The following is a 22,366-nucleotide window of genomic DNA, read 5'->3' as shown; positions in this document are numbered from 1 at the left end:
GATTGTAAAGAAAAAATTCCACTTAAAGTGAAAATCTCAATACATCCCTTACTATACCAATAAATATTCAAGAATGAAGTGTAAATAATAAATTACATTTAGCCACGACTACGTTGCACTTCCAGCCACCACTTCTCCAGCTCCGCGGCAAATGCCTGGCGGTCACGTTGTGAAAGGCTATCTGGTCCGCCGGTCTGGATCCCACTGGCACGTAAGGTATCCATAAAATCGCGCATCGTCAGGCGCTCACGAATGGTCGCTGGCGTGTAACGTTCACCGCGCGGATTAAGCGCCGCAGCGCCTTTCTCGATGGCTTCAGCAGCCAAAGGTATATCTGCGGTGATCACCAAATCGCCCGCTTCACACTGCCGGACAATTTCGTTATCGGCAACGTCGAAACCTGCCGCGACGCGCAGCGTACGAATAAATCGCGATGGCGGCACGCGTAAACTCTGGTTTGCTACCAGTACCAGCGGCATCTGCATACGTTCCGCCGCGCGATACAAAATCTCTTTAATTACATTGGGACACGCGTCGGCATCCACCCAAATTGTCATAAAGTCATCCTTTGTTGGGTAATCCTCTATTGTGTCGCGCTTTTGCCTTCCGGCATAGTTCTGTTTATGCTTCTGCCAGCGATTATCAAAACAATGAATTTCACGGCAGGAGTGAGGCAATGGAAAAGAAAATCGGTTTTATTGGCTGTGGCAATATGGGAAAAGCCATTCTCGGCGGTCTGATTGCCAGCGGTCAGGTGCTTCCAGGGCAAATCTGGGTATACACCCCCTCCCCGGATAAAGTCGCCGCCCTGCATGACCAGTTCGGCATCAACGCCGCAGAATCGGCGCAAGAAGTGGCGCAAATCGCCGACATCATTTTTGCTGCCGTTAAACCTGGCATCATGATTAAAGTGCTTAGCGAAATCACCTCCAGCCTGAATAAAGACTCTCTGGTCGTTTCTATTGCTGCAGGTGTCACGCTCGACCAACTTGCCCGCGCGCTGGGCCATGATCGGAAAATTATCCGCGCCATGCCGAATACTCCCGCGCTGGTTAATGCCGGGATGACCTCGGTAACGCCAAACGCGCTGGTAACCCCAGAAGATACCGCTGATGTGCTGAATATTTTCCGCTGCTTTGGCGAAGCGGAAGTAATTGCTGAGCCGATGATCCACCCGGTGGTCGGTGTGAGCGGTTCTTCGCCAGCCTACGTATTTATGTTTATCGAAGCGATGGCCGACGCCGCCGTGCTGGGCGGGATGCCACGCTCCCAGGCGTATAAATTTGCCGCTCAGGCGGTAATGGGTTCCGCAAAAATGGTGCTGGAAACGGGAGAACATCCGGGGGCACTGAAAGATATGGTCTGCTCACCGGGAGGCACCACCATTGAAGCGGTACGCGTACTGGAAGAGAAAGGCTTCCGTGCTGCAGTGATCGAAGCGATGACGAAGTGTATGGAAAAATCAGAAAAACTCAGCAAATCCTGATGACTTTCGCCGGACGTCAGGCCGCCACTTCGGTGCGGTTACGTCCGGCTTTCTTTGCTTTGTAGAGCGCCAAATCTGCCGATTTCAACCACTCACGATAGTGACTCATTTGTGGGTTCAGCGGCGCAACCCCCACACTAATCCGTAAAGTTACCTGTGGCGTATTCGGCAAGCGTAATGTGTTTAGCCCTTCATGCACCCGTAACATGGCGGTAATGGCGCTCTCAGCTGGCGTACCGGACATGATTACCGCAAACTCATCGCCGCCAAACCGACCAATCACATCGCTACCGCGCAGGGTAATTTGTAACTGTCGGGTAAGCGCCACAATCGCTTCATCGCCCACATCATGGCCCCAGGTATCGTTGATGCTCTTGAAATGGTCGATATCGATAATCAGTAACGTTGCATCGCGATTATGCCGCCGACAGTTATCAAATTCATTGCGTAACATAGTTTCCCAATGACGTCGGTTATACACGCCCGTCATGCCGTCGCGGGTACTCATGACCTGCAACCTGCGTTTATGTTCCGCCAGTTTAGTCGCCGTCTGGTAGCTGACCCAGCCAAACAGCAGAGGATAAATGACAATAATGGGAAGGGAGAGCCACCATTCCAGCGGCGCACTATTGAACGACACGGTGATGCCCGTCAGCTCGAGGGTGACAAGGCAGGAAACCACCATCAACACCAGACCCGCGACAAACAGACGGGGGCCGCCTGCCCCCATCAAATTCAGACACATAATCATCAACATCGCGGTGGAAGGCAGCACGTTTACGCCCATTACGCCTACCCACATTCCCGCTAATACTGCATCGGTTTTTAAGTTGTAAATTTCCCGGCTAAGCGGATCGACGGCCCTGCTCGCTATCTGCCAGGCTAAATGCGGCCAGACGAACGCCCAGCCGACCAACACCAGCCACCACCAGCCCGGCGGCGGGTGTGAAACCAGCGTTGAAGCAATCGGTAAGAACATGCCAGCCAGGCCAACCGCACGGGGTAGTCTGACGCGACGGGCGAAGCGCAGCCCGGACCGCTGATGTTCGTTTTGAGGAGTTAAAGGAGGTTCCTCCCCGTGCGCCGCCGCTTTTTTGAAAAAGTTTTCATCATTCATTATTTTTGGGAACATTCAGAAACAATTTTCCCAAATTATAGAGACGGGGCTAAAGGCAGAAGTATGAAATTTCGGGTGAGCCATTTTAGTAGCTCACCCGTTAGCACTATCAGGTATCAGGCGGCTTTCTTGAGGCAGGCGCTCATAAACTTATTACGATCATCACCTTTCAGTGATTGTTGCGTTGCTTGATTATTACATTCGCGCATCTTTTGCTGCTGTGGCGTCAAACTTTTTTCACCAGGCGCAGACTTGCTGTTCTTCAGGCAATCACTCATGTAGGTCTTACGAGCATCCCCTTTCAACGCCTGTGCCGTCGCCTGCTGATTACAGGAGGTCATACGCTGTTGTTGTGGGGTTAAGGTTCTCTCGGCAGCGCCGACGGTGGTTAAAAAAACCAGACCGAAAAGCAAGGTAACCAGTAATGTAATTTTCATCGCACCATCCCTCTTCATGTTTTAACCATGAGCGTATGCGCCCGTGATCTGCCATTAAGTCTGGTTGCTAACAGCAAAAAAACCACCCGGCAGCGAAAATTCACTGCCGGGCGCGGTTTTATTTCAGCCCCAGGGCGGCTTTCATGGTGTAGAAGAGATCGGTCTGGTCGGTCAGTCCAACAACATTGGCGGCATGCGGGCCATACGCCGCAATACGCAACTGACTGCCTGTATGTTCTTGTGAATCCTCTTCGGAGTTCCCGTAACTCATCACCATCACTGCGCCATCTTTGGTATTTAGCGCCTGGGTGAGGCCCGGAGCTTTGGTATCCGGCGCAACAATCTGGCTGGCGTGGGCGTGATCAGCGGTGACTATAACCAGCGTGTTACCATCCTTTTTGGCGAATTCCAGCGCCCGTTGTACGGCTTCATCGAGATCGACCGTCTCGCCAATTTGCCCACAAGGATTCGCAGCATGATCCTGTTTATCGATTGACGCACCTTCAACTTGCAGGAAAAAGCCTTTCTCATTTTTACTCAACAATTCAATGGCTTTGTCGGTCATCTGTGCCAGGGTCGGTACACTGTCATTACGTTGCGGATTAGGCGTACAGGTGACTGCGGGCTTATCGATATTACCGTGGTACGTTGTTTTCGGTCCTAGCCAGCGCACTGGCATATTGCCGTCAGCAAACAGGCCAAGCAGGGGTTTTTGCTGATTCGCTTCCGTCACCGAATTCAGTGAGGCAGCATCGCTCACCAACTGATAACCACGCGCCTGTGCCTGTTCACGCAGCGTTTTTCCCTGCCATTCACCAGCGGTTGCCGTTTCAGCAAAGGTTTTTGCGCCGCCGCCAAGCGTAACGTCGGCACGAGTGTTAAGCAGCTGTTCGGTAATCGATCCTTTTCCGCCTTTTTCCAGAGCGTTACCCGGACATTTTTCACTGGTCGCGCTCGGACCGTAGCATTTGCGCGAGGTCACATGTGCCACCAGCGCAGCGGGCGTGGCATCCTGCAACTCTGCGGTAGAAACGTTACCGGTCGCCAGACCTGCGGCTTTTGCCATTTCCAGAATCGTTGGGTGATCTTTTTCGTGAATATCGACGCCCAGCGCGCCGTTATAGGTTTTGACACCGGTTGACCAGGCGGTTGCTGATGCAGCCGAGTCGGTGACGTAGTCCGGTTTGCCGGTTTTTTTATTCAGCGCATAGTGAGTGTATTGCCCGGTAAGCGGTAAGGCATCGATACCTTTAAAAAAGCCGCCCGCACCTTCGGCATAATTACGTGCGGCAGTAATTTCCGAATCCCCCATCCCATCGCCAATCAGCAAAATAATATTTTTTGCAGATTTATCGCTAAGAGAATCACGCAGAGCGGCGGTCTGATCAGCCGTTAAGCGGCGAGCACCGCCGGGTGCAGTAATATCGCCCTGAGCAGCCCGGTTTTCCAGAACAGGCATTTCTGGTGTCCGGGCTTTTGTCACAGGGGTAAACAGTAACGGTAAGAGTGCCAGTGCAATAGTGCTTTGTTTCACTTTATTTTCTCCATGTACAAATACATTAAAAAATAAAAACAAAGCGACTATAAGTCTCGGCCGTGACAACTTTATGACAGCTGTTGAAAAGATTAACTTTTTACTGACGAGGATGCTTCAATAACTTCTTTACGTAATCGCGCAGCAGCTCCGTATCGTCGTCAGGAATGCTGGCATCGGGCTTTACCTCGTACAGCGCCCCCTCTACCTGATCAATCAACCGCTGTTGGTCATTTTGCGCCATATTGCGAAGCATTGCAGTGACGATAATCTCCAAAGCTTCTACCTGCGCACACAGTTCTTTCGACTCTTCTTCTTTTTGGGCAAGCTTAAATAACAACTCGGCAATGAGATTTTTCATGTCTGTATTTCCTTATCCAAAGTATGGAGAAGTTAACATTATGTTTCACAACTTCATAGTGTCTGGAAGTATTATTTTTATGACAAAGGAAATACTTTGCGCAAATATTTTTTGTTTGATTACCAGCGAAACGTTTCTCTTATTTAAATAATTACCCATACAAAATATAGGCTTTTAATTATCAACCTTTATTATAAATAAAAGTTATGAAATATATTCTCTTCGTTAACTTATAATTAAGAGAAAAAAACTCACCGCATGGCCATTTAAGCCAGGAATAAATTAGCTTCCCGTTCATCATTTTTGTGATCTTGCGCACATCTTTGAGATAACGCACTTTCTTCATCAGTACGTTGCACGCTTTGTCAGCAGAAGATTGCAACAATCTTTCAGAAGGCCGCGAATCCCCCGTTTTGTCGTGGTAATGTATGCACTTTGTGTTAGACGGGATAGGTTTTTAAGATGGAAAAACTGCGGGTAGGAATCGTTTTTGGTGGTAAATCAGCGGAACATGAAGTGTCTCTGCAATCGGCAAAAAACATTGTCGATGCCATTGATAAAAGTCGCTTCGACGTTGTGCTGCTGGGCATTGATAAACAAGGGCAATGGCACGTCAGCGATGCCAGCAATTATCTGCTAAATGCAGACGATCCTGCCCATATTGCGTTGCGCCCTTCGGCGACCAGCCTCGCCCAGGTGCCAGGTAAACATGAGCATCAGCTTATCGACGCGCAAAACGGTCAGCCGTTGCCGACGGTGGATGTCATTTTCCCGATTGTCCACGGTACGCTGGGCGAAGATGGTTCCTTGCAGGGAATGCTGCGGGTCGCCAATTTACCGTTTGTAGGTTCTGATGTTCTGGCTTCAGCAGCCTGTATGGATAAAGATGTCACCAAACGTCTGCTACGCGATGCCGGGCTGAACATTGCGCCATTTATTACCCTGACGCGCGCTAATCGTCACAACATCAGTTTTGCCGAAGTGGAGTCTAAACTGGGGTTACCACTGTTTGTAAAACCGGCTAATCAGGGCTCTTCTGTTGGTGTCAGCAAAGTAACCAGTGAAGAACAGTACGCAATTGCCGTCGATCTGGCGTTCGAGTTCGATCATAAAGTGATCGTTGAGCAAGGGATCAAAGGTCGTGAGATCGAATGCGCAGTTCTGGGCAACGACAATCCGCAAGCCAGCACCTGTGGCGAGATCGTACTCACCAGCGATTTCTATGCCTACGACACCAAGTACATTGACGAAGATGGCGCGAAAGTGGTAGTTCCGGCAGCCATTGCGCCAGAAATCAACGATAAGATCCGGGCGATTGCCGTTCAGGCTTATCAGACGTTGGGATGCGCAGGCATGGCGCGTGTAGACGTGTTTTTAACCCCAGAGAACGAAGTGGTGATCAACGAGATCAACACACTGCCTGGCTTCACCAACATCAGTATGTATCCGAAGCTGTGGCAAGCCAGCGGTCTGGGTTACACCGATCTGATCACACGTTTGATTGAGCTGGCGCTGGAGCGTCACGCTGCGGATAACGCATTGAAAACCACAATGTAATATTTTAACGCCCGATAATATTCTTATTGGGCGTTTTCAGTTTCTTCATCGCGACGACGAATAATCAACCCCGCCAGCCAGAAACTAATCACCCACGTCACCAGACCGACGGCATAGGTCTGCCAACCTTTTGCTTCAAATCCCAGTAACCCCACCACGCCATTAAGAATGAATATAAGGCCAATGGCGAACGCATAGTAGTGCCAGTCACGGCGGATTTTTACAGGCAGATTCATGGCTGCTCCGTTAACGAAAAACAACATCCTTGCATATTCTGCAACAACCGTCTGTGGTGTAGACAACATTTTCGCAATTATTAATAAATTTAACTTAAAGTTGCTATTTTGTGACTCGCAACGAAGATTCACGCTTCGGGAATATTCCCAACATCAATTTACCATGATTCTGATATTGACAATCTAAATGACCTGTCAGACTTGCCATAAGCCGCTGGTATCACACCAGAAGAGAAGCAGATGACTTCCGGAGGTTTTTATGGCTGATTTCACCCTGTCAAAATCGCTGTTTAGCGGAAAATATCGCAATGCCTCTTCAACGCCTGGCAACATTGCCTATGCGTTGTTTGTGCTGTTTTGCTTTTGGGCTGGGGCGCAATTGCTGAACCTGTTAGTGCATGCGCCCGGCGTCTATGAGCGTTTAATGCAGGTCCAGGAAACAGGTCGCCCACGGGTGGAAATTGGTTTAGGTGTCGGCACCATTTTCGGGCTGATCCCGTTTTTAGTAGGCTGCCTCATTTTTGCAGTGGTGGCGCTATGGCTGCACTGGCGACATCGCCGCCAGTAAGATTTACGTTGCCAGATACGGCCTAAAACGCCTTATCTGGCCTGACATTCCTGTTTGATCACTGTTTCATACAACGCGCCCGCCGTTCGTCTACGCGCTTCGCAAACCAGGCCGTAGTCAGGTTGCGCGTGATTTTCGGGCTTTCCAGTTGAATGCCAGGCAACATTTCGCGGGGGAGTGATTTACCCGTTTTCGCTTCGGCAAGTTGATAAACTTTCTTGTACAGCGCCGTCTCCTCAAAAGAGAAGCTGTCACCTTTCTCTAGCTGACGACGAATTTCGCTGTCGCTCATCCCCAGTTTTGCCGCCAGTTTGCGCGTTGCCAGTTCGGTTTTCCCGGGTTCTTTACTGTCGTAACGAATTAAATCACCGTCCAGTGCCAGCTTCACGCCGCTGGCCTTACTGACCGCGTTCTGAAACGCGGCATTACGGCTGGCGTACCAGCCAGCGTTAAAATCAGCAAAACGGTATATCGGTGCGCTATAACTGGCGGGATAATTCAGTAAATGGTAAGTACCAAACCACAACCCGCCGCGGCGACTAAAGACTTCCTGACGGACTGTACCGTCCATTTTCCACGGATACCCTTTGGTATGCTGTTCGGCAAAAGCAATGCTGACCTGCATCGGCCCACCGGTGCGCACCGGATTAAGCGAACCAAACAGCGTCTGCCCCATTGGCACCATGCTGATCAGATCGTCAAAAATCGCGCTCAATTGCTTTTCTGTACGCACCGAATCTAACCGTTCGCTATAACTTTTGCCGTTTGGCGATTTGATTTTTAGCGCGGTATGAACCAGAAAAGGAGGAATGTGCATCCGTTCAGCACGACGGTCAATCTCTTGCCAGGCGATCTTGCTTAAGCCCGGAACGGCCGGATCTGCCTGATAATTTGACTCCTGCTGCGCCACCGCCAGCACCGAGCAGACGTTTTCCAGCGTCGGTGCCAGCCCCTGACTTTCAAAGGTGGTGGCGAGATCTTTCGCCCAGGCATCGCGGTCTTTCACGCTCGCAGGCATCTTCTGCCGCACGACGCTCGCTACATCTATCGCTTTTTCGCCCTTTTTCAACGGTTGCGGAGCCTGACTACTACACCCCGCTAAAACCAGAACCGCCAACAATGACAGCGAAGATAGATGATTGACGCGCGACATTACTTCTCCTTTTTAGCTCAAGGTATGGGTTACTTCCTGAATTTTGTCACCATCCAGCTCATGTTCAAAGCTGCGCAGACGTTTGTAGATAGACATCAACTCAACCAGTGTGGTCCATGAGTTAATCAGGTACTGAAAAGCACCGCGAACCTGACCAAAAACGTTGGTAATCTGCGTCATCAGGCCGAGCGTAATCGTACCGGCAACAATTGACGGAAACAGCAAGAACAAACCGAAAACGTTATCGACCTGCAAATAGAGAATGCGGGCGATGTTGAAATACATATAGTGAAAATAGAGGCGGAAATAGTTTTTCCGTACGGCGCTAAACAGCTCGCGTACCGTAGGCGGCGTCGCGCGCGTGGCATCGTCTTCACCATAAACCAGCTCTTTACGGTAGGCAGCCTCTACTCGCTGGTTTTTAAACTCCAGCCCCGGCAGTTTGATCCCTACCACTGCCAGCAATCCGGTCCCCATCAGCGACCAGACGATAGCGGCAATCACCAGACCATACGGAATGTGCCCGATAATCGGCAGCTCCGGCACATGCGCGGAGAGCGTTACCAGCACCGGCAGGAAGGCGATCAACGTCATGATGGCGTTGATAAAACTGACACCCATATTCTCCAGCGCTGAAGCAAAACGCATGGTGTCTTCCTGCACACGCTGTGCGGCCCCTTCGATATGACGCAGTTGTTGCCAGTTCGCCATGTAATATTCGTTCATCGCCGTACGCCAGCGGAACACGTAGTGACTGACAAAGAAGTTATTCAGCACACTGATCACTACCGCGATCAGCGCAATCCCCAGAAAGACGCCCACTTCGCGGTAAAATTGTTCGATAGTGACTTTATGCGGCGAACTTAGCGCGGTTTGAATCAGATCATAGAACGGTGCATACCAGGCGTTGACGGCAACCCCGACTTCCACCAAAAACCAGGTGACGAAGATGATCAGTGCAGTACCGAGTATTGACCAGTATTGCCAACGGTGCGGGCTGTAGATAAACCAGAACAATGCAAAAAGTCCTACGCAAACAATGTAGTAAGCGTAAAAAATCAGGAAATCCAACGACCAGAAACGCGCGGCGCTAATCGGGATCTGCCCGGAAGCGCCGGTGATACGCGCCACCCAGTCACCCCCACCGGCTTGCCAGAAGATAACGGCAATCAATGCCCAAACGAAGGCCGAGAGAAAAAACGTTCCCGGCTTTGGGAAAAAAGACTTAAACATATGCACTCCTGCTAACTTCTTATCGTTTTAACAACTGCTGTGTATTAACCGCATGACCGCTACAAAGCGTCAGCCAAATGAAATCGCCCATTGTGACCCATAGCAAGGCGCTTAGTTCGCCAGCCTGACCATAAGAATTGTTTCGACGGATTTCACAAACCAAAGATTGTTTACATAAGCGGATTAACACGCGCAGGATCACAAATGCAGGCATTGGTGAGCAGGAAAAAGATCGTGTTTACGCGCCGTTACGTTTTTAACACTATTATTGCACTAATTCGCCCTTTGCAATCCATCAATGAGTAGTATAAATACGCTCAGTTACCTTCATTCAATTTATGGACACCACCGTTGAAACGTAGTCTGTTTTTTTCTGCCGTGCTGTGTGCGGCGTCATTGACCTCCGTCCATGCGGCACAGCCGATCACTGAACCGGAGTTCGCTTCTGATATTGTTGATCGTTATGCCGATCATATTTTTTACGGCAGCGGTGCTACGGGGATGGCGCTGGTTGTTATCGACGGTAACCAGCGCGTCTTTCGCAGTTATGGCGAAACGCGACCTGGTAATAACGTTCGCCCGCAGCTGGATTCGGTCGTGCGTATTGCTTCCCTCACCAAGCTAATGACCAGTGAGATGCTGGTGAAATTGCTCGACCAGGGGACCGTGAAGTTAAACGATCCGCTAAGTAAATATGCTCCGCCAGGCGCACGCGTGCCAACCTACAATGGAACGCCCATTACGCTGGTCAATCTGGCAACCCATACCAGCGCCCTGCCCCGTGAACAGCCCGGTGGCGCGGCACATCGTCCGGTTTTTGTCTGGCCAACGCGCGAGCAACGCTGGAAATACCTTTCTACGGCGAAGCTGAAAGCCGCGCCAGGCAGTCAGGCGGCGTACTCTAACCTTGCGTTCGACCTGCTGGCAGATGCACTGGCGAATGCGTCCGGCAAGCCTTATACCCAGTTGTTTGAAGAGCAGATTACCCGTCCGTTGGGGATGAAAGACACCACCTACACCCCCTCACCGGATCAGTGCCGCCGTTTAATGGTTGCAGAGCGCGGTGCCAGTCCATGCAATAACACGCTGGCGGCAATTGGCAGCGGCGGCGTCTATTCCACGCCTGGCGATATGATGCGCTGGATGCAGCAGTATTTGTCATCTGATTTTTATCAGCGCAGTAACCAGGCAGATCGCATGCAGACGTTGATTTATCAGCGCGCGCAGTTTACGAAAGTGATTGGCATGGATGTCCCCGGCAAAGCGGATGCGCTTGGTTTAGGCTGGGTATATATGGCCCCGAAAGAGGGTCGTCCGGGGATTATTCAGAAGACAGGCGGTGGTGGCGGTTTCATTACCTATATGGCGATGATCCCGCAGAAGAATATTGGCGCGTTTGTGGTGGTCACTCGTTCGCCGTTGACGCGCTTTAAAAATATGAGCGATGGCATCAATGACCTGGTGACCGAGCTAAGCGGGAATAAACCGTTGGTTATCCCCGCGTCCTGATTAATACTCTGAAGGCAAACGGTTGATAGCGACCAGTTTGCCTTTATTCATTTCGATATAGCCGCCTTTACGCAAAGCAGCGAGAACTTCTGCGACGACAGAACGCGATATGCGTGTACGTTGATGGATATAATTCATCACACCAATACGTGATCGCAATTCTTCATTCCAGTCAATCATTGATAATAACGTTGCGCGGATTTGTTCGTAGGAATTATGCCCAATGAGCTGCACGTCGCGTAATTCCAGAATTCTATTTTGCCAGGCTAACCAGTAAAAAGCGTCTCGCCAGAGTTGATTTTGTTCAATAAGCGTAATGGTTTGTTTGGCTGGTAGATGATATCCCGTACAATTTCCTTCTGATATTAATTTGTATGGTATATCGTTTTTCATTAAACCATCAGCCAGCCCCATAATATAAGGAGCCTGGGTAATACCGATAAGTACGTTTTCTTCTCTACGCAGAGAGATAACGCCCTCTAAAATAACGAAAGTATCTTCGTTATTGACATCACTGGAAAATATAACTTGCTTTTCATTATTAAACTCGAAGCGCGTACCGTATCTGGACAAACATTTATCGAGCTTACCAAATTCCTGAAGAGGTTTAACTACAGATAACATTTGCGCGTCCTTTGCAGTAATGCCCGTCAAATCCTTGACGGGCATTATTTAGATTAAATTACCAGAATTTCTTCGGAGTGAAGAATATTACCAGGTATATTTAACACCCACGTTCGCGGACCAATCTTGATCTACGTCACCACCACCGAGGTAGTTAGCATCGGTATAGGCGCTGAAGTTCTTGGTGAAGCTGAACTGAGTACCCAGACCAACACGTACCGCAGACCCTTCAGTACCGTTATCGATGGAATCACCGTTCACATCGTTATCGTTGTTAGAGTCGTCGTAGACGTAAGCCAGTTTGAAGTACGGAGTCAGAGCCTGGTCTTCGCTGTAAGTGAAGGTATAACCTGCATCTACACCCAGTTCATAACGCATGCTGTCGTAAGACTGACCGTCAACTTTCATGTCGTTGCTCAGCTGGTAGTCATCACCAGACTGGAACAGACCAGAAATGCTGCCGTAAGGAGTCACGTAACCAGCATCACCCAGTTTGAAGTCGTAACCGGCTTTCAAACCGAAGCCCCAAGCGTCGGAGTTGGTGCTACCGTCAACGTAAGTACCGTTGCTCATGGTTGCAGACAGGTCGTTGTTGAAGTGAGAGTAGCTCAAGCTACCATCAACAAAGACGTTGTTCGCGAAGTGAGCAGAAGAGTAGATGTAGGCAGTCTGGCTGTCTTGATCCACCTGACCAGAACGGTCATTCATGTCACCTTTAGCGAAGCCTGCAGCCGCACCGACGATCCACTTAGCGTTGTTACCGTCAATTTTGGTATCAACACCGACCATGATGCCGTTAACATCCTGATCATAGTTGATGGTGCCGTTGTCGCCGTTGAAGTTACCACCGAAGTAGCTTACCCATGCGCCGCCGTTATCAGCCAGGCCATGACGAGAGTTGGTCAAACGAGTACCAACGGTGTCTTGTTCCAGGTTCCAGATATTGGTGTTCGCAGATGGGATGCTCAGCGCCATGTTAGCGTAGTCGGTCAGCTCCATCTGTTGCAGAACAACGGTGTTACCGCGCTGTTCAGCCTGATAGGTGTATGCACCCAGGTCAGCTTTGTTAGCAGCAGAGAAGGTCGCGTTGGTGTTGACGTCGTTTACGTAGATAATTTCTTTATCTTTGTAATCAGCGATAGCGCCAGCGCCTGTTGCGTTGTCGATACGAACTTTGTAGTTACCGGTTGCAGCAACAACGTTGTCAACAGAGCTGTTATCCAGTTCGTCGCCGTTGTTCATGTCACCGTTACCGTTGATAGTCAGATGACCATCAGAGTTCATAGCAACAATACCGTAGCCGTAGTTAGACTTGGAAGTATCCCAGGTACGGTCGTTCACCAAATCAGCGTTCAGAACATAATCGCTGCTATGGATATCGAATACACCAGATACTACATTACCGTTATTGTCAGCAATGTTGCCGCTAGTCAGTTCCAGTTTATCGGTACGGAAAGCTTCGGTATCGAACTGATCAACGTTCACATCCAGGACACCACCGTTAGTTACGGTGATAGTATTAGCATACAGGTTGGAATAGATGCCCCAGCCTGTTGATTCGGTCAAATCAACAGAACTATAGGAGTTAATAGTCAGATGATCGGTATCAACATAACCACTTTCACCAATGTTCAGAGAAGAGCCATTAGTTAAATCGATAGTGTCTGAAGTTAAACTAGAATCAGAAACATTGACTTGAGAACCATTATTAACGGTCAGGGTATCAACAAGCGAATCACCTGTAGTATCCCATTCAGAACCGTTATTCAACGCTACGTTAAATACACCACTCTGGAATACTTTATTGTCGATGATGCGATTCCAACCATTAGCTTCAGCTGTGCCACCAGGGGTCAAACTGTTAGTTGCAACATCATACATTGTGTCTGGAGAAATGGTTTCAGCATTGAATGTAGCCTGACCAACCCACTTGCTACCATTATTAAGAGTAATATTCAGCTCATCAACGTTCAGGCTATCATCAACCCAACCAGCATTGGTATCTTTTACGCCGTCACCGTTAGAATCATGACCACTTGGATCAAAATTAGCATTCCAGGTGCTGGTAAACGCAACATCACCCATCAGAGTAGAATTGCTGAAATATACATTGTTCTTCATTGCATAGTCTGAAGTACTATCAGTGAAAGACAATGCAACGTCACCCGGGCCAGCATAATCACTCGGCTCACCAGAGTTACCGAAATGACCATAACCAGAACTTTCCAACACGGTATTTGAACCGGTAGTTACGGTTGAGTTAGAGACATTAATATTGTTATCCCAAGTATGGGATTCAGTGGTGTAGGTATTGTTGTAAGTATTACCTTGAGATAACGCAATACCTGCAACGCGGGAGTTATTGGAGATATTGATGTTACTTTCTACATTAAGATTAACAGCAACGCCTTCGCTAACGTCAAAGGTGCCATTCGTTGATTTAGTTACATCGCCATCTTTGTAGTAATCAGTGAAGTAAAGTGCTTCATAGTCATCATCAATGGTGGAGTTAGCAATATTCAGAGTGAATACATCACCGTCATACCACGTTGTATCAATAACTGTATCACCAGCCTGAATGTAGCCATAGCTTTGATCATAAGCACCATTATGCCAGAGATCACCCCCAGGAAGCATGGAAGTGATTGAGCCATGAATTACTGAATTAGCAATATCAAGCTGGTTAGCATTACCATTTGTACCGTCAGTGTAGTCGTGGTTCAGATAGTATGTAGAAATCGTGCCGTTAACAGTATCACCGTTAAAAGACTGATCGAAGTCGCCATTGGTGTTGTTATAGTAGACAAAGCCACTATAATTCACATAGTTACCATCTACAGTACCCGGATTATCCATATTGGTCCAGTTAAGACCAGTAGCCGCGTTATCGACATAAGTCCAGGTGTCATAAGTAGTTGCATTAGCCTGAGAGGTGATAGCCAGAGTGCAAGCCAATGCTAATTGTGATACTACAAGTTTCTTTTTCCAGGAGTGCATTTGTCATCCCTCCTCAGGGACGTAATAAGTTGATCCATCAATTATCAATGCATAGAAAACATATTATGTTTCGCGTTGACGATTATGCGGCGTTATAGAGGAATGGTTCAATTATTCTTTCCCCTAAGTCCGATTGCGGACATATATAAAGCACGTGAACACACACACAGAAAGAAATAACAAAAACACAATATTTCAATACGTTAATGAAAGCGTTAATTTTAAAACATAGACCATGAAAATATAAAACAACTAAAACAGACAAATAATGTATCAATAAGCAATGAACTTTAAGTTATTCACTTTTTGAAAACGTCACCAAATCCCCCAAAACAATAATCTATGGCTATAAATAAAAATTAAAAATATTTTCAGTGAATATGAAATTATTGCTATTTCTATTACAAAGATGTCTTGGCCTCTCTTCCATTCTCTTCTTGTCAACATCGCGACAACTTTCGTAAAACATCCCCACCCTGCTTCAGGTATACTATGCCCCTCGATTCCACAAACATCAGGCAGACCATGACAGACTTAATCCAACGCCCTCGTCGCCTGCGCAAATCTCCTGCGCTGCGCGCTATGTTTGAAGAGACAACACTTAGCCTTAACGACCTGGTGTTGCCGATCTTTGTTGAAGAAGAAATTGACGACTACAAAGCCGTTGAAGCCATGCCAGGCGTGATGCGCATTCCAGAGAAACATCTGGCACGCGAAATTGAACGCATCGCCAACGCCGGTATTCGTTCCGTGATGACTTTCGGCATCTCTCACCATACCGATGAAACCGGCAGCGACGCCTGGCGGGAAGATGGATTGGTGGCGCGTATGTCGCGCATCTGCAAGCAGACTGTGCCAGAAATGATCGTCATGTCAGACACTTGTTTCTGTGAATACACTTCTCACGGTCACTGCGGTGTGCTGTGCGAGCATGGCGTCGACAACGACGCGACTCTGGAAAATTTAGGCAAGCAAGCCGTGGTTGCAGCTGCTGCAGGCGCAGACTTCATCGCCCCTTCCGCCGCGATGGACGGCCAGGTACAGGCAATTCGCCAGGCGCTGGACGCTGCGGGCTTTAAAGATACGGCGATTATGTCGTATTCGACCAAGTTCGCCTCCTCCTTTTATGGCCCGTTCCGTGAAGCTGCCGGAAGCGCATTAAAAGGCGACCGCAAAAGCTATCAGATGAACCCAATGAACCGTCGCGAGGCGATTCGTGAATCACTGCTGGATGAAGCCCAGGGCGCAGACTGCCTGATGGTTAAACCTGCTGGAGCATACCTCGACATCGTGCGTGAGCTGCGTGAACGTACTGAATTGCCGATTGGCGCGTATCAGGTGAGCGGTGAGTACGCGATGATTAAGTTCGCCGCGCTGGCGGGTGCTATAGATGAAGAGAAAGTGGTGCTCGAAAGCTTAGGTTCGATTAAGCGTGCGGGTGCGGATCTGATTTTCAGCTACTTTGCGCTGGATTTGGCTGAGAAGAAGATTCTGCGTTAATTTTTTTCCTCTCAGAAAGGGGGAGTTAACCTGTTGAAAGTACGGTGAACGCCCCCTCACCCTAACCCTCTCCCCAAGGGGGCGAGGGAACCGTCCGCACTCGTATCACCCCGCCCGATAAAACGGTTTATCCCCAAGGATCGTCGCCCGATGCATAATCCGCCGCTGTGGCAGGTAATCGGCATTGGCATAGTGCTGAGTCACGCGGTTATCCCAAATCGCAATATCATTCGGTTGCCAGCGCCAACGCACCTGAAACTCCGGTTTAGTGATATGGGCGAATAAAAAGCCTAACAAGGCTTCGCTCTCTTTCTCGCTGACATCGACAATTCGCGTAGTAAAGCCTTCATTCACAAACAGCGCCTGTTTACCGCTCACCGGATGCGTTCGCACCACCGGATGTAGCAACGGAGGATTTTTCGCGACCGCCTCGCGCCAGCGTTGATGTTCCTCCTCGGTTTTGCGGTATTTGTATTCCGGGAACGATTTACGGAAATCATGCTCCGCACGCAGCCCGCTCAGCAGCTGGCGGAAGGGAACAGAGAGCGCCTCATAGGCCGCAATACCGCTGGTCCAGAGCGTATCACCGCCGGTCGAAGGTAACTCTTTAGCTGCCAGAATCGCCCCTGCGGGAGGCGTTTCAATAAATGTCACATCGGTATGCCAGTTGTCGTTATCTGGCGGATTATCGTTATGGGTATCCAGCACGATGATCTCGTCAACCCCTTCGGCATGAGGGTAAACAGGGTGAATATGCAGTTCGCCAAAACGCTGGGCCAGCGCGCGTTGCTGCAGCGGTGTAATAGCTTGATCGCGCAGAAACACCACCTGATGGCGCAGCACCGCATGGTAAAGCTGTTCAAACTGATTATCGCTTAACGGGCGCGTCAGGTCGGCACCCGAAATTTGTGCGCCAATATACGGCCCCAGCGGGGTAATGCTCAGACGTTCACTCATTGTACTTCTCCATGCCAGGGCGTCAGTCGGCGCTGTAACGCGCGCAAACCCAGTTCTAAAAGAAAGGCGATAATCGCAATCACCGCGATCCCCGCCAGCACCACGTCAGTCGCGAGAAATTCACCCGCTGACTGAACCATAAATCCTAAACCGCGCGTCGCGGCAATCAGCTCCGCCGCTACCAGGGTAGACCAGCCCACCCCCAGACCAATGCGTAATCCGGTGAGGATTTCCGGCAGCGCGCCGGGCAAAATGACAAACCACAGCACCTGCGCACGGCTGGCACCCAGCGACTGGGCGGCACGAATGCGAACCTGCTGCGCGCTTTTCACCCCTGCCAGCGCCGACATCGCCACCGGCGCAAAAATCGCTAAATAGATCAGTAAGATCTTCGACGTCTCGCCAATACCAAACCAGATCACCATCAGTGGTAAATAAGCCAGCGGCGGCACCGGACGATAAAGTTCGATTACCGGATCCAGAATGCCGCGCACCGTCGGGCTTAGCCCCATGGCGATCCCGACCGGAATGCCGATCAACACCGCCGCGAGTAGCGCCAGCACAATGCGCGTCAGGCTGGCTGCCAGATGCTGCCACAGCGTGGCGTCCATAAATCCCTGCGGTCCGGCAATGGTGAGCAGTTTTGCCAGTACTTGTTGCGGCGGCGGCAAAAACAGCGGGCTAATCAGTTGCAGCGCCGCCACCGTCCACCATACAGTGAGTAAAACCGCTAACGTGCCAATGCTTAAGGTCACCTGACGCGAGAGCGGCCAGCGCCATTTCAGCCGCCGCGAATGCAGTTTTTCATTAATGAGCACACTCATGAGAACGCCTCCCGTTGCTCAAATACGCGGCTTAAAACATATTCGCGCATGGCGATGAATTGTGGATCGGACTTGATGCTGCGGCTCGACTCTCCCGCAACAAAGCGGCGAGCAAAGTTGAGCGGCAGCCGCTCCAGCACGCGGCCAGGGCCGGGTGAAAGCAGAACCAGTTCAGTCGCCATAAACACCGCTTCTTCTATATCGTGGGTAATCAACAGCACCTGCTTGCCCGTCTCCTGCCAGAGTTTCAGCAGCAGGGTTTGCATCTGGTCGCGGGTGAAGGCGTCCAGCGCACCAAACGGTTCGTCGAGTAATAACAGCTGGGGATTCGCCGCCAGCGCGCGGGCAATCCCCACCCGCTGACGTTGACCACCGGAAAGCTGCCAGATATAGCGTTTTTCCGCCCCTTCAAGGCCGACTTTTTTCAGCATCTGGTGCGCGATTTCCAGTCGCTGCATTTTCTCTATACCTGCCAATTGCAGGCCGAACGCCACGTTGTCCTGTACATTGCGCCACGGTAGCAGCCCTTCATTCTGAAAAACCACCCCGCGCTCTGCTCCCGGTCCCTCAATACGCTTACCCGCCAGTTGAATGCTGCCATGCTGATAAGGCACAAAACCGGCAATCAGATTCAGCAGGGTGGTTTTACCGCAGCCGGACGGCCCCAGCACCACCAGTAGCTCGCCGCTTTCCAGCGTCAGGTTGATATCTTCCAGTGCCGGTTTGCCGCCATAATCGGCATAGAGATGAGAGATTTGCAGCATCTGCGCCTCCTTTTATTGCACGAAGCGCGAGGTAACGTACTGGCTGTAATCATTCGCTACAGCCGGGACCTTGCCCTGCTCTTTCAAAAACTGCGCGGTGTCGATGATTGCTTTGTTCACCGGTCCGGTCAGTTCTGCCGTTTGTTGCTGCGGCGTCAGATAGGTATTTCCCTTCACCAGCCCCGGAACGTCACCTTCAGGCACGCCGCTTAAACGCGCCAGTTTGCTGATGTTTTCCGGCTGTTTCAGCCACGCGTCTGGGTTAGCAATGTACGGTTGCTGAGCATCGATGGCGCTTTTAGCGAACGCTTTCACGACCTCAGGATGTTTCTCGGCAAAATCTTTGCGCACCACCCAGACGTCCAGCGTTGGCGCACCCCACTGCCCGACCTGTTCAGAATCGGTCAACACCTTGCCGTCTTTTTCCAGGGCGTTAACCGCCGGTGCCCAGACATAAGCACCATCAATATCTCCCCGCTGCCAGGCAGCGATAATCGCGGGCGGCTGCAGGTTCACAATCTCCACTTGCCCGGGTTTAATGCCCCAGTGTTTCAGCGCCGCCAGCAGGCTGTAGTGGGTGGTAGAGATAAACGGTACGGCTATGCGTTTGCCAATCAGATCTTCCGGTTTGCTGATAGTTTTCTTTACCACCAGCGCTTCGGAGTTACCCAGTTTTGACGCCAGCAAGAAAACTTCAATCGGCACCTGTTGGCTGGCTGCAACCGCTAACGGGCTGGAACCGAGGTTGCCGATTTGCACATCGCCAGAAGCCAGCGCCCGCACGATGCTGGCTCCGCTGTCAAACTTACGCCAGTCCACGGTTGCTCCGCTTTCTTTAGCAAAGGTGTTGTCGGCCTGAGCCACTTTCGCCGGTTCGGCTGAGGTTTGATACGCCACGGTGACGTTCACCGCCTGTGCCTGAAAAGCGATGAATGCCAGTGCGGCAAGAAGTGTGTTACGCGATGAAATTGCCATGATTGCCTGCTCCCCTGTCTTGTTATGGGAGCAGTATTTCGTTGCGGGTCAGTTTGATAAAGGAATTAAAACGTCTTGTTAAGAACAAAGCGTTTTTAGAAAAAAATCGGCAATGGTTAGCGAGTTTGCGCATTTTGCGGTTTTGGCGAACGTATCCCGCCGGTTCACAAGCCAGATAAGATGTGCGCGCTCCGGCAAATTATTGCCATTTTGTTACATCCATTCCATATCTGTCGCTGGTTGATTGCCAGCGCCGCGCCGTGATGCATGATAGGAGAATTAGATAATAAGAGAAGAAAAGTATGATTCGGGTAGTGCTGGTGGATGACCATGTGGTGGTGCGCTCTGGCTTCGCACAATTACTCTCTCTGGAAGACGATCTGGAGGTCATTGGTCAGTACAGTAGTGCCGCGCAGGCATGGTCGGCATTAATCCGTGATGACGTCAATGTTGCCGTCATTGATATTGCCATGCCGGACGAAAACGGCCTCAGTTTGCTTAAGCGCCTGCGTGCACAAAAACCGCAATTTCGCGCCATTATTCTTAGCATTTATGACGCGCCAACCTTTGTGCAAAGCGCGCTGGATGCCGGTGCCAGCGGGTATTTAACCAAACGCTGTGGGCCGGAAGAGTTAGTGCAGGCGGTGCGCTCGGTCGGGCTGGGCGGGCATTATCTCTGTGCCGATGCGATTCGGGCTTTACGCGGCGGCGGGCAACCCGCCCAGGCGCTGGAAATTCTCACCCCACGAGAACGTGAAGTGTTTGATTTACTGGTCAAAGGAGACAGCGTTAAAGAGATCGCCTTTAAACTCGAACTCAGTCATAAAACGGTACATGTGCATCGCGCCAATGTGCTGGGAAAACTGAACTGCCATAGCACCATTGAACTGGTACATTTTGCGCTCGACCACCATCTGCTGGCGGGGCATTAATGTCGCGCAATCTTCGTCATTGGGTGATTTCGCTGTTTATTGTGCTGGCCTGGGGAACCGGCTGGCTGATGCTGTGGACGCTCAGCTTTTATCTGACCAATAACGGTCAACAGGCGGTGTTGTTTCTCCCGCAGGGAGTTTATCTCGCCCTTGTTATTTTGCTCTCTCGCCGCTACTGGCCTGCGTTGGTGCTCCCCCCTTTGCTGATGATGTTCTGGCTCCATAGTGAACAGCTATTGAACGGTTATCTCATGCTGGCAACGCCGGTTATTAGCCTGTTTCCTGCCCTCCTTGCGCAAAACTTCTGGCACCGTTTTCCACTTTACTGGCAGCGTCTGACGTTGCTGTTAGCCACTGTCACGGCAGCTTCATTGTTGAATACCGCCCTGCTCTCCCCTTTTATGTCAGGCCCAATAATGCTGCCGGGTTTGACCTCATTTACCGGCGGCGTATTACTGACGCCGTTTGTCTATCTTATCTTTGAGTTTCTGCGCCAGCAGCATCGCTACCAGCTCCTGGGACTCGATACGCATAATCCCCCCTTGCGTACCTCTTTAATCATCTGGTGTAGCCTGTTTTTTATTATTGGTATCGGCACTCAGATAGTGCTGTCACCTGAAATTGAACGTCTGCTGTTGATCGTGGTCTTTTTGCCCAATGTGGTGATGGCGTGGAAATTTGGCTGGCAAGGTGGCGTACTCTCCGGGCTTTTGGGCAGCATGATGATCACCATCGCCCGCCAGATTGGCGTGGGCTTTAGTAACCTGGTGGAGCTGGAGATTTTCCTCGCGACCCAGGCCTTGCTGGGAATTGGCCTGGGCATTGCCATCAGTCGCCAGCAACATCTGGCGCTAAACCTGCACCATTACCGACAACGGCTGGAGGCCGAGCTGGCAGCGCGGCGGGCATTGGCGGAAAAGCTGATCCACACCGAGGAGGACACGCGAAAAAACCTGGCGCGAGAGCTGCACGACGAAATCGGTCAGAACATCACCGCCATTCAGATCCAGTCGCAACTGGTGAAGCGGGCGCGTGATCCGGCGCAAATTCAATCCGCAGCCAGCCAAATCAATGAGCTCGCCCGCCGCATTCATCTCTCCACCCGCCAATTGCTGCGCCAGTTGCGGCCTCCCGCGCTTGATGAACTGACATTTCGCGAAGCGTTGCTGCATCTGATTAATGAATTTGCCTTTAGTGAACGCGGCATTCATTGCCAGTTTGCCTATCAACTGAACTCCACACCAGAAAACGAAACGGTGCGCTTTACCTTGTATCGGTTATTGCAGGAGTTGCTCAATAACATCTGTAAACACGCCGAAGCCAGCGAAGTGACGATTATCCTGCGCCAGCAGGGAGAGGTATTGCATCTGGAAGTCAGCGACAACGGTGTGGGGATCGCCAGCGGGAAAATGGCCGGATTTGGCATTCAGGGGATGCGTGAGCGCGTCAGCGCCCTGGGCGGCGACTTAACGCTCGAAAAACAGCACGGCACGCGGGTAATTGTTAACTTGCCCACATTTTTGCAACAAATCGCCGGATAACCAGGAAAAAGTCTTAGGTATCCCGGATTTTCTCTCATCCCCTTTCACTTTCATTTTCATA

General features: G+C 50.5%; 22 protein-coding genes. 7 read left to right on the top strand and 15 right to left on the bottom strand.

Translation table 11 applies throughout. The annotated features are described in order from the left end of the window. Positions 1-98: 98 nt before the first annotated feature. Entirely contained in the window at positions 99-557 is a 459-nt protein-coding gene (locus tag HUZ68_RS05205) for a YaiI/YqxD family protein (protein ID WP_000158159.1), read from the bottom strand. 119 nt (positions 558-676) lie between these two features. Here HUZ68_RS05205 and proC point away from each other — a divergent pair, with 119 nt between their 5' ends. Beyond that, entirely contained in the window at positions 677-1,486 is an 810-nt protein-coding gene (gene proC, locus HUZ68_RS05200) for a pyrroline-5-carboxylate reductase (protein WP_033814853.1), read from the top strand. 16 nt (positions 1,487-1,502) lie between these two features. Here the strand turns inward: proC and adrA are convergent, their stop codons facing one another. From adrA to HUZ68_RS05175, 5 genes are all read right to left on the bottom strand, one after another. Further along, on the bottom strand, positions 1,503-2,618 hold the full coding sequence (adrA, locus tag HUZ68_RS05195) for a diguanylate cyclase AdrA (RefSeq protein WP_000484048.1): 1,116 nt from the start codon (positions 2,616-2,618) through the stop codon (positions 1,503-1,505). Positions 2,619-2,719: 101 nt separating this feature from the next. Continuing rightward, on the bottom strand, positions 2,720-3,040 hold the full coding sequence (gene psiF, locus HUZ68_RS05190) for a phosphate starvation-inducible protein PsiF (RefSeq protein WP_001295332.1): 321 nt from the start codon (positions 3,038-3,040) through the stop codon (positions 2,720-2,722). Between the two features lie 118 nt (positions 3,041-3,158). Then, positions 3,159-4,574 carry an alkaline phosphatase gene (gene phoA, locus HUZ68_RS05185; protein WP_033814852.1) on the bottom strand — a complete coding sequence of 472 codons (1,416 nt, stop codon included), beginning with the start codon at positions 4,572-4,574 and terminating at the stop codon, positions 3,159-3,161. A 100-nt stretch (positions 4,575-4,674) separates the two neighbouring features. Further along, positions 4,675-4,935, bottom strand: coding sequence for an anti-adapter protein IraP (gene iraP / locus HUZ68_RS05180; RefSeq protein WP_000792970.1), 261 nt, complete (start codon positions 4,933-4,935; stop codon positions 4,675-4,677). Between the two features lie 181 nt (positions 4,936-5,116). Continuing rightward, positions 5,117-5,320, bottom strand: a complete 204-nt coding sequence (locus HUZ68_RS05175; RefSeq protein WP_077778265.1) for a hypothetical protein — start codon at positions 5,318-5,320, stop codon at positions 5,117-5,119. A 77-nt stretch (positions 5,321-5,397) separates the two neighbouring features. Between HUZ68_RS05175 and ddlA the strand changes: the two genes are divergently transcribed. After that, positions 5,398-6,492: a D-alanine--D-alanine ligase gene (gene ddlA, locus HUZ68_RS05170; RefSeq protein WP_000413677.1), complete on the top strand. Its 1,095-nt coding sequence runs from the start codon at positions 5,398-5,400 to the stop codon at positions 6,490-6,492. A gap of 23 nt (positions 6,493-6,515) precedes the next feature. Here ddlA and HUZ68_RS05165 read toward each other — a convergent pair whose 3' ends face one another. Then, on the bottom strand, positions 6,516-6,728 hold the full coding sequence (locus HUZ68_RS05165) for a DUF2754 domain-containing protein (RefSeq protein WP_001295334.1): 213 nt from the start codon (positions 6,726-6,728) through the stop codon (positions 6,516-6,518). Positions 6,729-6,987: 259 nt separating this feature from the next. Between HUZ68_RS05165 and HUZ68_RS05160 the strand changes: the two genes are divergently transcribed. Then, a complete protein-coding gene (locus HUZ68_RS05160) occupies positions 6,988-7,296 on the top strand; it encodes a YaiY family protein (protein WP_000763151.1) in 309 nt (102 codons plus the stop codon). Positions 7,297-7,354: 58 nt separating this feature from the next. On the opposite strand, the gene yaiW is transcribed toward HUZ68_RS05160, so the two are convergent. Beyond that, the gene (gene yaiW, locus HUZ68_RS05155; RefSeq protein WP_033814850.1) at positions 7,355-8,449 is read right to left on the bottom strand and encodes a surface-exposed outer membrane lipoprotein YaiW; all 1,095 of its coding nucleotides are present in this window, start codon (positions 8,447-8,449) and stop codon (positions 7,355-7,357) included. Between the two features lie 12 nt (positions 8,450-8,461). Then, positions 8,462-9,682, bottom strand: coding sequence for a peptide antibiotic transporter SbmA (gene sbmA, locus HUZ68_RS05150; RefSeq protein WP_239594060.1), 1,221 nt, complete (start codon positions 9,680-9,682; stop codon positions 8,462-8,464). 351 nt (positions 9,683-10,033) lie between these two features. Between sbmA and ampH the strand changes: the two genes are divergently transcribed. Beyond that, positions 10,034-11,191 (top strand): D-alanyl-D-alanine-carboxypeptidase/endopeptidase AmpH, encoded by a 1,158-nt coding sequence (gene ampH, locus HUZ68_RS05145; RefSeq protein WP_001612488.1) that lies wholly within the window; start codon positions 10,034-10,036, stop codon positions 11,189-11,191. On the opposite strand, the gene iprA is transcribed toward ampH, so the two are convergent. Continuing rightward, positions 11,192-11,815, bottom strand: coding sequence for a hydrogen peroxide resistance inhibitor IprA (iprA, locus tag HUZ68_RS05140; RefSeq protein WP_001295335.1), 624 nt, complete (start codon positions 11,813-11,815; stop codon positions 11,192-11,194). It abuts the gene before it with no gap. Positions 11,816-11,902: 87 nt separating this feature from the next. Further along, positions 11,903-14,812, bottom strand: a complete 2,910-nt coding sequence (locus HUZ68_RS05135) for an autotransporter outer membrane beta-barrel domain-containing protein (RefSeq protein WP_001612486.1) — start codon at positions 14,810-14,812, stop codon at positions 11,903-11,905. Positions 14,813-15,337: 525 nt separating this feature from the next. Here HUZ68_RS05135 and hemB point away from each other — a divergent pair. Further along, entirely contained in the window at positions 15,338-16,312 is a 975-nt protein-coding gene (gene hemB, locus HUZ68_RS05130) for a porphobilinogen synthase (RefSeq protein ID WP_001295337.1), read from the top strand. Between the two features lie 105 nt (positions 16,313-16,417). On the opposite strand, the gene tauD is transcribed toward hemB, so the two are convergent. The 4 genes from tauD to tauA are packed head-to-tail and all read right to left on the bottom strand — an operon-like array spanning position 16,418 to position 19,832. After that, positions 16,418-17,269: a taurine dioxygenase gene (tauD, locus tag HUZ68_RS05125; RefSeq protein ID WP_033814848.1), complete on the bottom strand. Its 852-nt coding sequence runs from the start codon at positions 17,267-17,269 to the stop codon at positions 16,418-16,420. After that, positions 17,266-18,093 (bottom strand): taurine ABC transporter permease TauC, encoded by an 828-nt coding sequence (gene tauC, locus HUZ68_RS05120; RefSeq protein ID WP_000114602.1) that lies wholly within the window; start codon positions 18,091-18,093, stop codon positions 17,266-17,268. The genes tauD and tauC overlap by 4 nt, the downstream gene beginning before the upstream one ends. Then, a complete protein-coding gene (gene tauB / locus HUZ68_RS05115; RefSeq protein WP_000939373.1) occupies positions 18,090-18,857 on the bottom strand; it encodes a taurine ABC transporter ATP-binding subunit in 768 nt (255 codons plus the stop codon). Before tauB ends, tauC begins: the two co-directional genes overlap by 4 nt. A gap of 12 nt (positions 18,858-18,869) precedes the next feature. Further along, entirely contained in the window at positions 18,870-19,832 is a 963-nt protein-coding gene (gene tauA / locus HUZ68_RS05110; RefSeq protein WP_001018416.1) for a taurine ABC transporter substrate-binding protein, read from the bottom strand. 302 nt (positions 19,833-20,134) lie between these two features. On the opposite strand from tauA, the gene HUZ68_RS05105 reads away from it, so the two are divergent. Further along, positions 20,135-20,764, top strand: coding sequence for a response regulator transcription factor (locus HUZ68_RS05105; protein WP_000621915.1), 630 nt, complete (start codon positions 20,135-20,137; stop codon positions 20,762-20,764). Then, a complete protein-coding gene (locus HUZ68_RS05100; protein ID WP_033814846.1) occupies positions 20,764-22,305 on the top strand; it encodes an MASE1 domain-containing sensor histidine kinase in 1,542 nt (513 codons plus the stop codon). The genes HUZ68_RS05105 and HUZ68_RS05100 overlap by 1 nt, the downstream gene beginning before the upstream one ends. Positions 22,306-22,366: the final 61 nt, after the last annotated feature.

Origin of the sequence: Shigella dysenteriae (assembly GCF_022354085.1) — a bacterium.
Taxonomy (GTDB): Bacteria; Pseudomonadota; Gammaproteobacteria; order Enterobacterales; family Enterobacteriaceae; genus Escherichia; species Escherichia coli.
Note: the sequence above shows the minus strand (reverse complement) of the source record. Positions and strands in the feature narration are given on the sequence as shown.

Excerpts from the sequence above, each read along its gene's own strand:
- tauA (WP_001018416.1), bottom strand. The coding sequence starts at position 19,832 with ATGGCAATTTCATCGCGTAACACACTTCTTGCCGCACTGGCATTCATC.
- tauD (WP_033814848.1), bottom strand. The coding sequence starts at position 17,269 with ATGAGTGAACGTCTGAGCATTACCCCGCTGGGGCCGTATATTGGCGCA.
- HUZ68_RS05105 (WP_000621915.1), top strand. The coding sequence starts at position 20,135 with ATGATTCGGGTAGTGCTGGTGGATGACCATGTGGTGGTGCGCTCTGGC.
- tauC (WP_000114602.1), bottom strand. The coding sequence starts at position 18,093 with ATGAGTGTGCTCATTAATGAAAAACTGCATTCGCGGCGGCTGAAATGG.
- tauB (WP_000939373.1), bottom strand. The coding sequence starts at position 18,857 with ATGCTGCAAATCTCTCATCTCTATGCCGATTATGGCGGCAAACCGGCA.
- psiF (WP_001295332.1), bottom strand. The coding sequence starts at position 3,040 with ATGAAAATTACATTACTGGTTACCTTGCTTTTCGGTCTGGTTTTTTTA.
- proC (WP_033814853.1), top strand. The coding sequence starts at position 677 with ATGGAAAAGAAAATCGGTTTTATTGGCTGTGGCAATATGGGAAAAGCC.
- yaiW (WP_033814850.1), bottom strand. The coding sequence starts at position 8,449 with ATGTCGCGCGTCAATCATCTATCTTCGCTGTCATTGTTGGCGGTTCTG.
- HUZ68_RS05135 (WP_001612486.1), bottom strand. The coding sequence starts at position 14,812 with ATGCACTCCTGGAAAAAGAAACTTGTAGTATCACAATTAGCATTGGCT.
- hemB (WP_001295337.1), top strand. The coding sequence starts at position 15,338 with ATGACAGACTTAATCCAACGCCCTCGTCGCCTGCGCAAATCTCCTGCG.
- iraP (WP_000792970.1), bottom strand. The coding sequence starts at position 4,935 with ATGAAAAATCTCATTGCCGAGTTGTTATTTAAGCTTGCCCAAAAAGAA.
- HUZ68_RS05160 (WP_000763151.1), top strand. The coding sequence starts at position 6,988 with ATGGCTGATTTCACCCTGTCAAAATCGCTGTTTAGCGGAAAATATCGC.
- ddlA (WP_000413677.1), top strand. The coding sequence starts at position 5,398 with ATGGAAAAACTGCGGGTAGGAATCGTTTTTGGTGGTAAATCAGCGGAA.
- HUZ68_RS05165 (WP_001295334.1), bottom strand. The coding sequence starts at position 6,728 with ATGAATCTGCCTGTAAAAATCCGCCGTGACTGGCACTACTATGCGTTC.
- iprA (WP_001295335.1), bottom strand. The coding sequence starts at position 11,815 with ATGTTATCTGTAGTTAAACCTCTTCAGGAATTTGGTAAGCTCGATAAA.
- sbmA (WP_239594060.1), bottom strand. The coding sequence starts at position 9,682 with ATGTTTAAGTCTTTTTTCCCAAAGCCGGGAACGTTTTTTCTCTCGGCC.
- adrA (WP_000484048.1), bottom strand. The coding sequence starts at position 2,618 with ATGTTCCCAAAAATAATGAATGATGAAAACTTTTTCAAAAAAGCGGCG.
- HUZ68_RS05205 (WP_000158159.1), bottom strand. The coding sequence starts at position 557 with ATGACAATTTGGGTGGATGCCGACGCGTGTCCCAATGTAATTAAAGAG.
- HUZ68_RS05100 (WP_033814846.1), top strand. The coding sequence starts at position 20,764 with ATGTCGCGCAATCTTCGTCATTGGGTGATTTCGCTGTTTATTGTGCTG.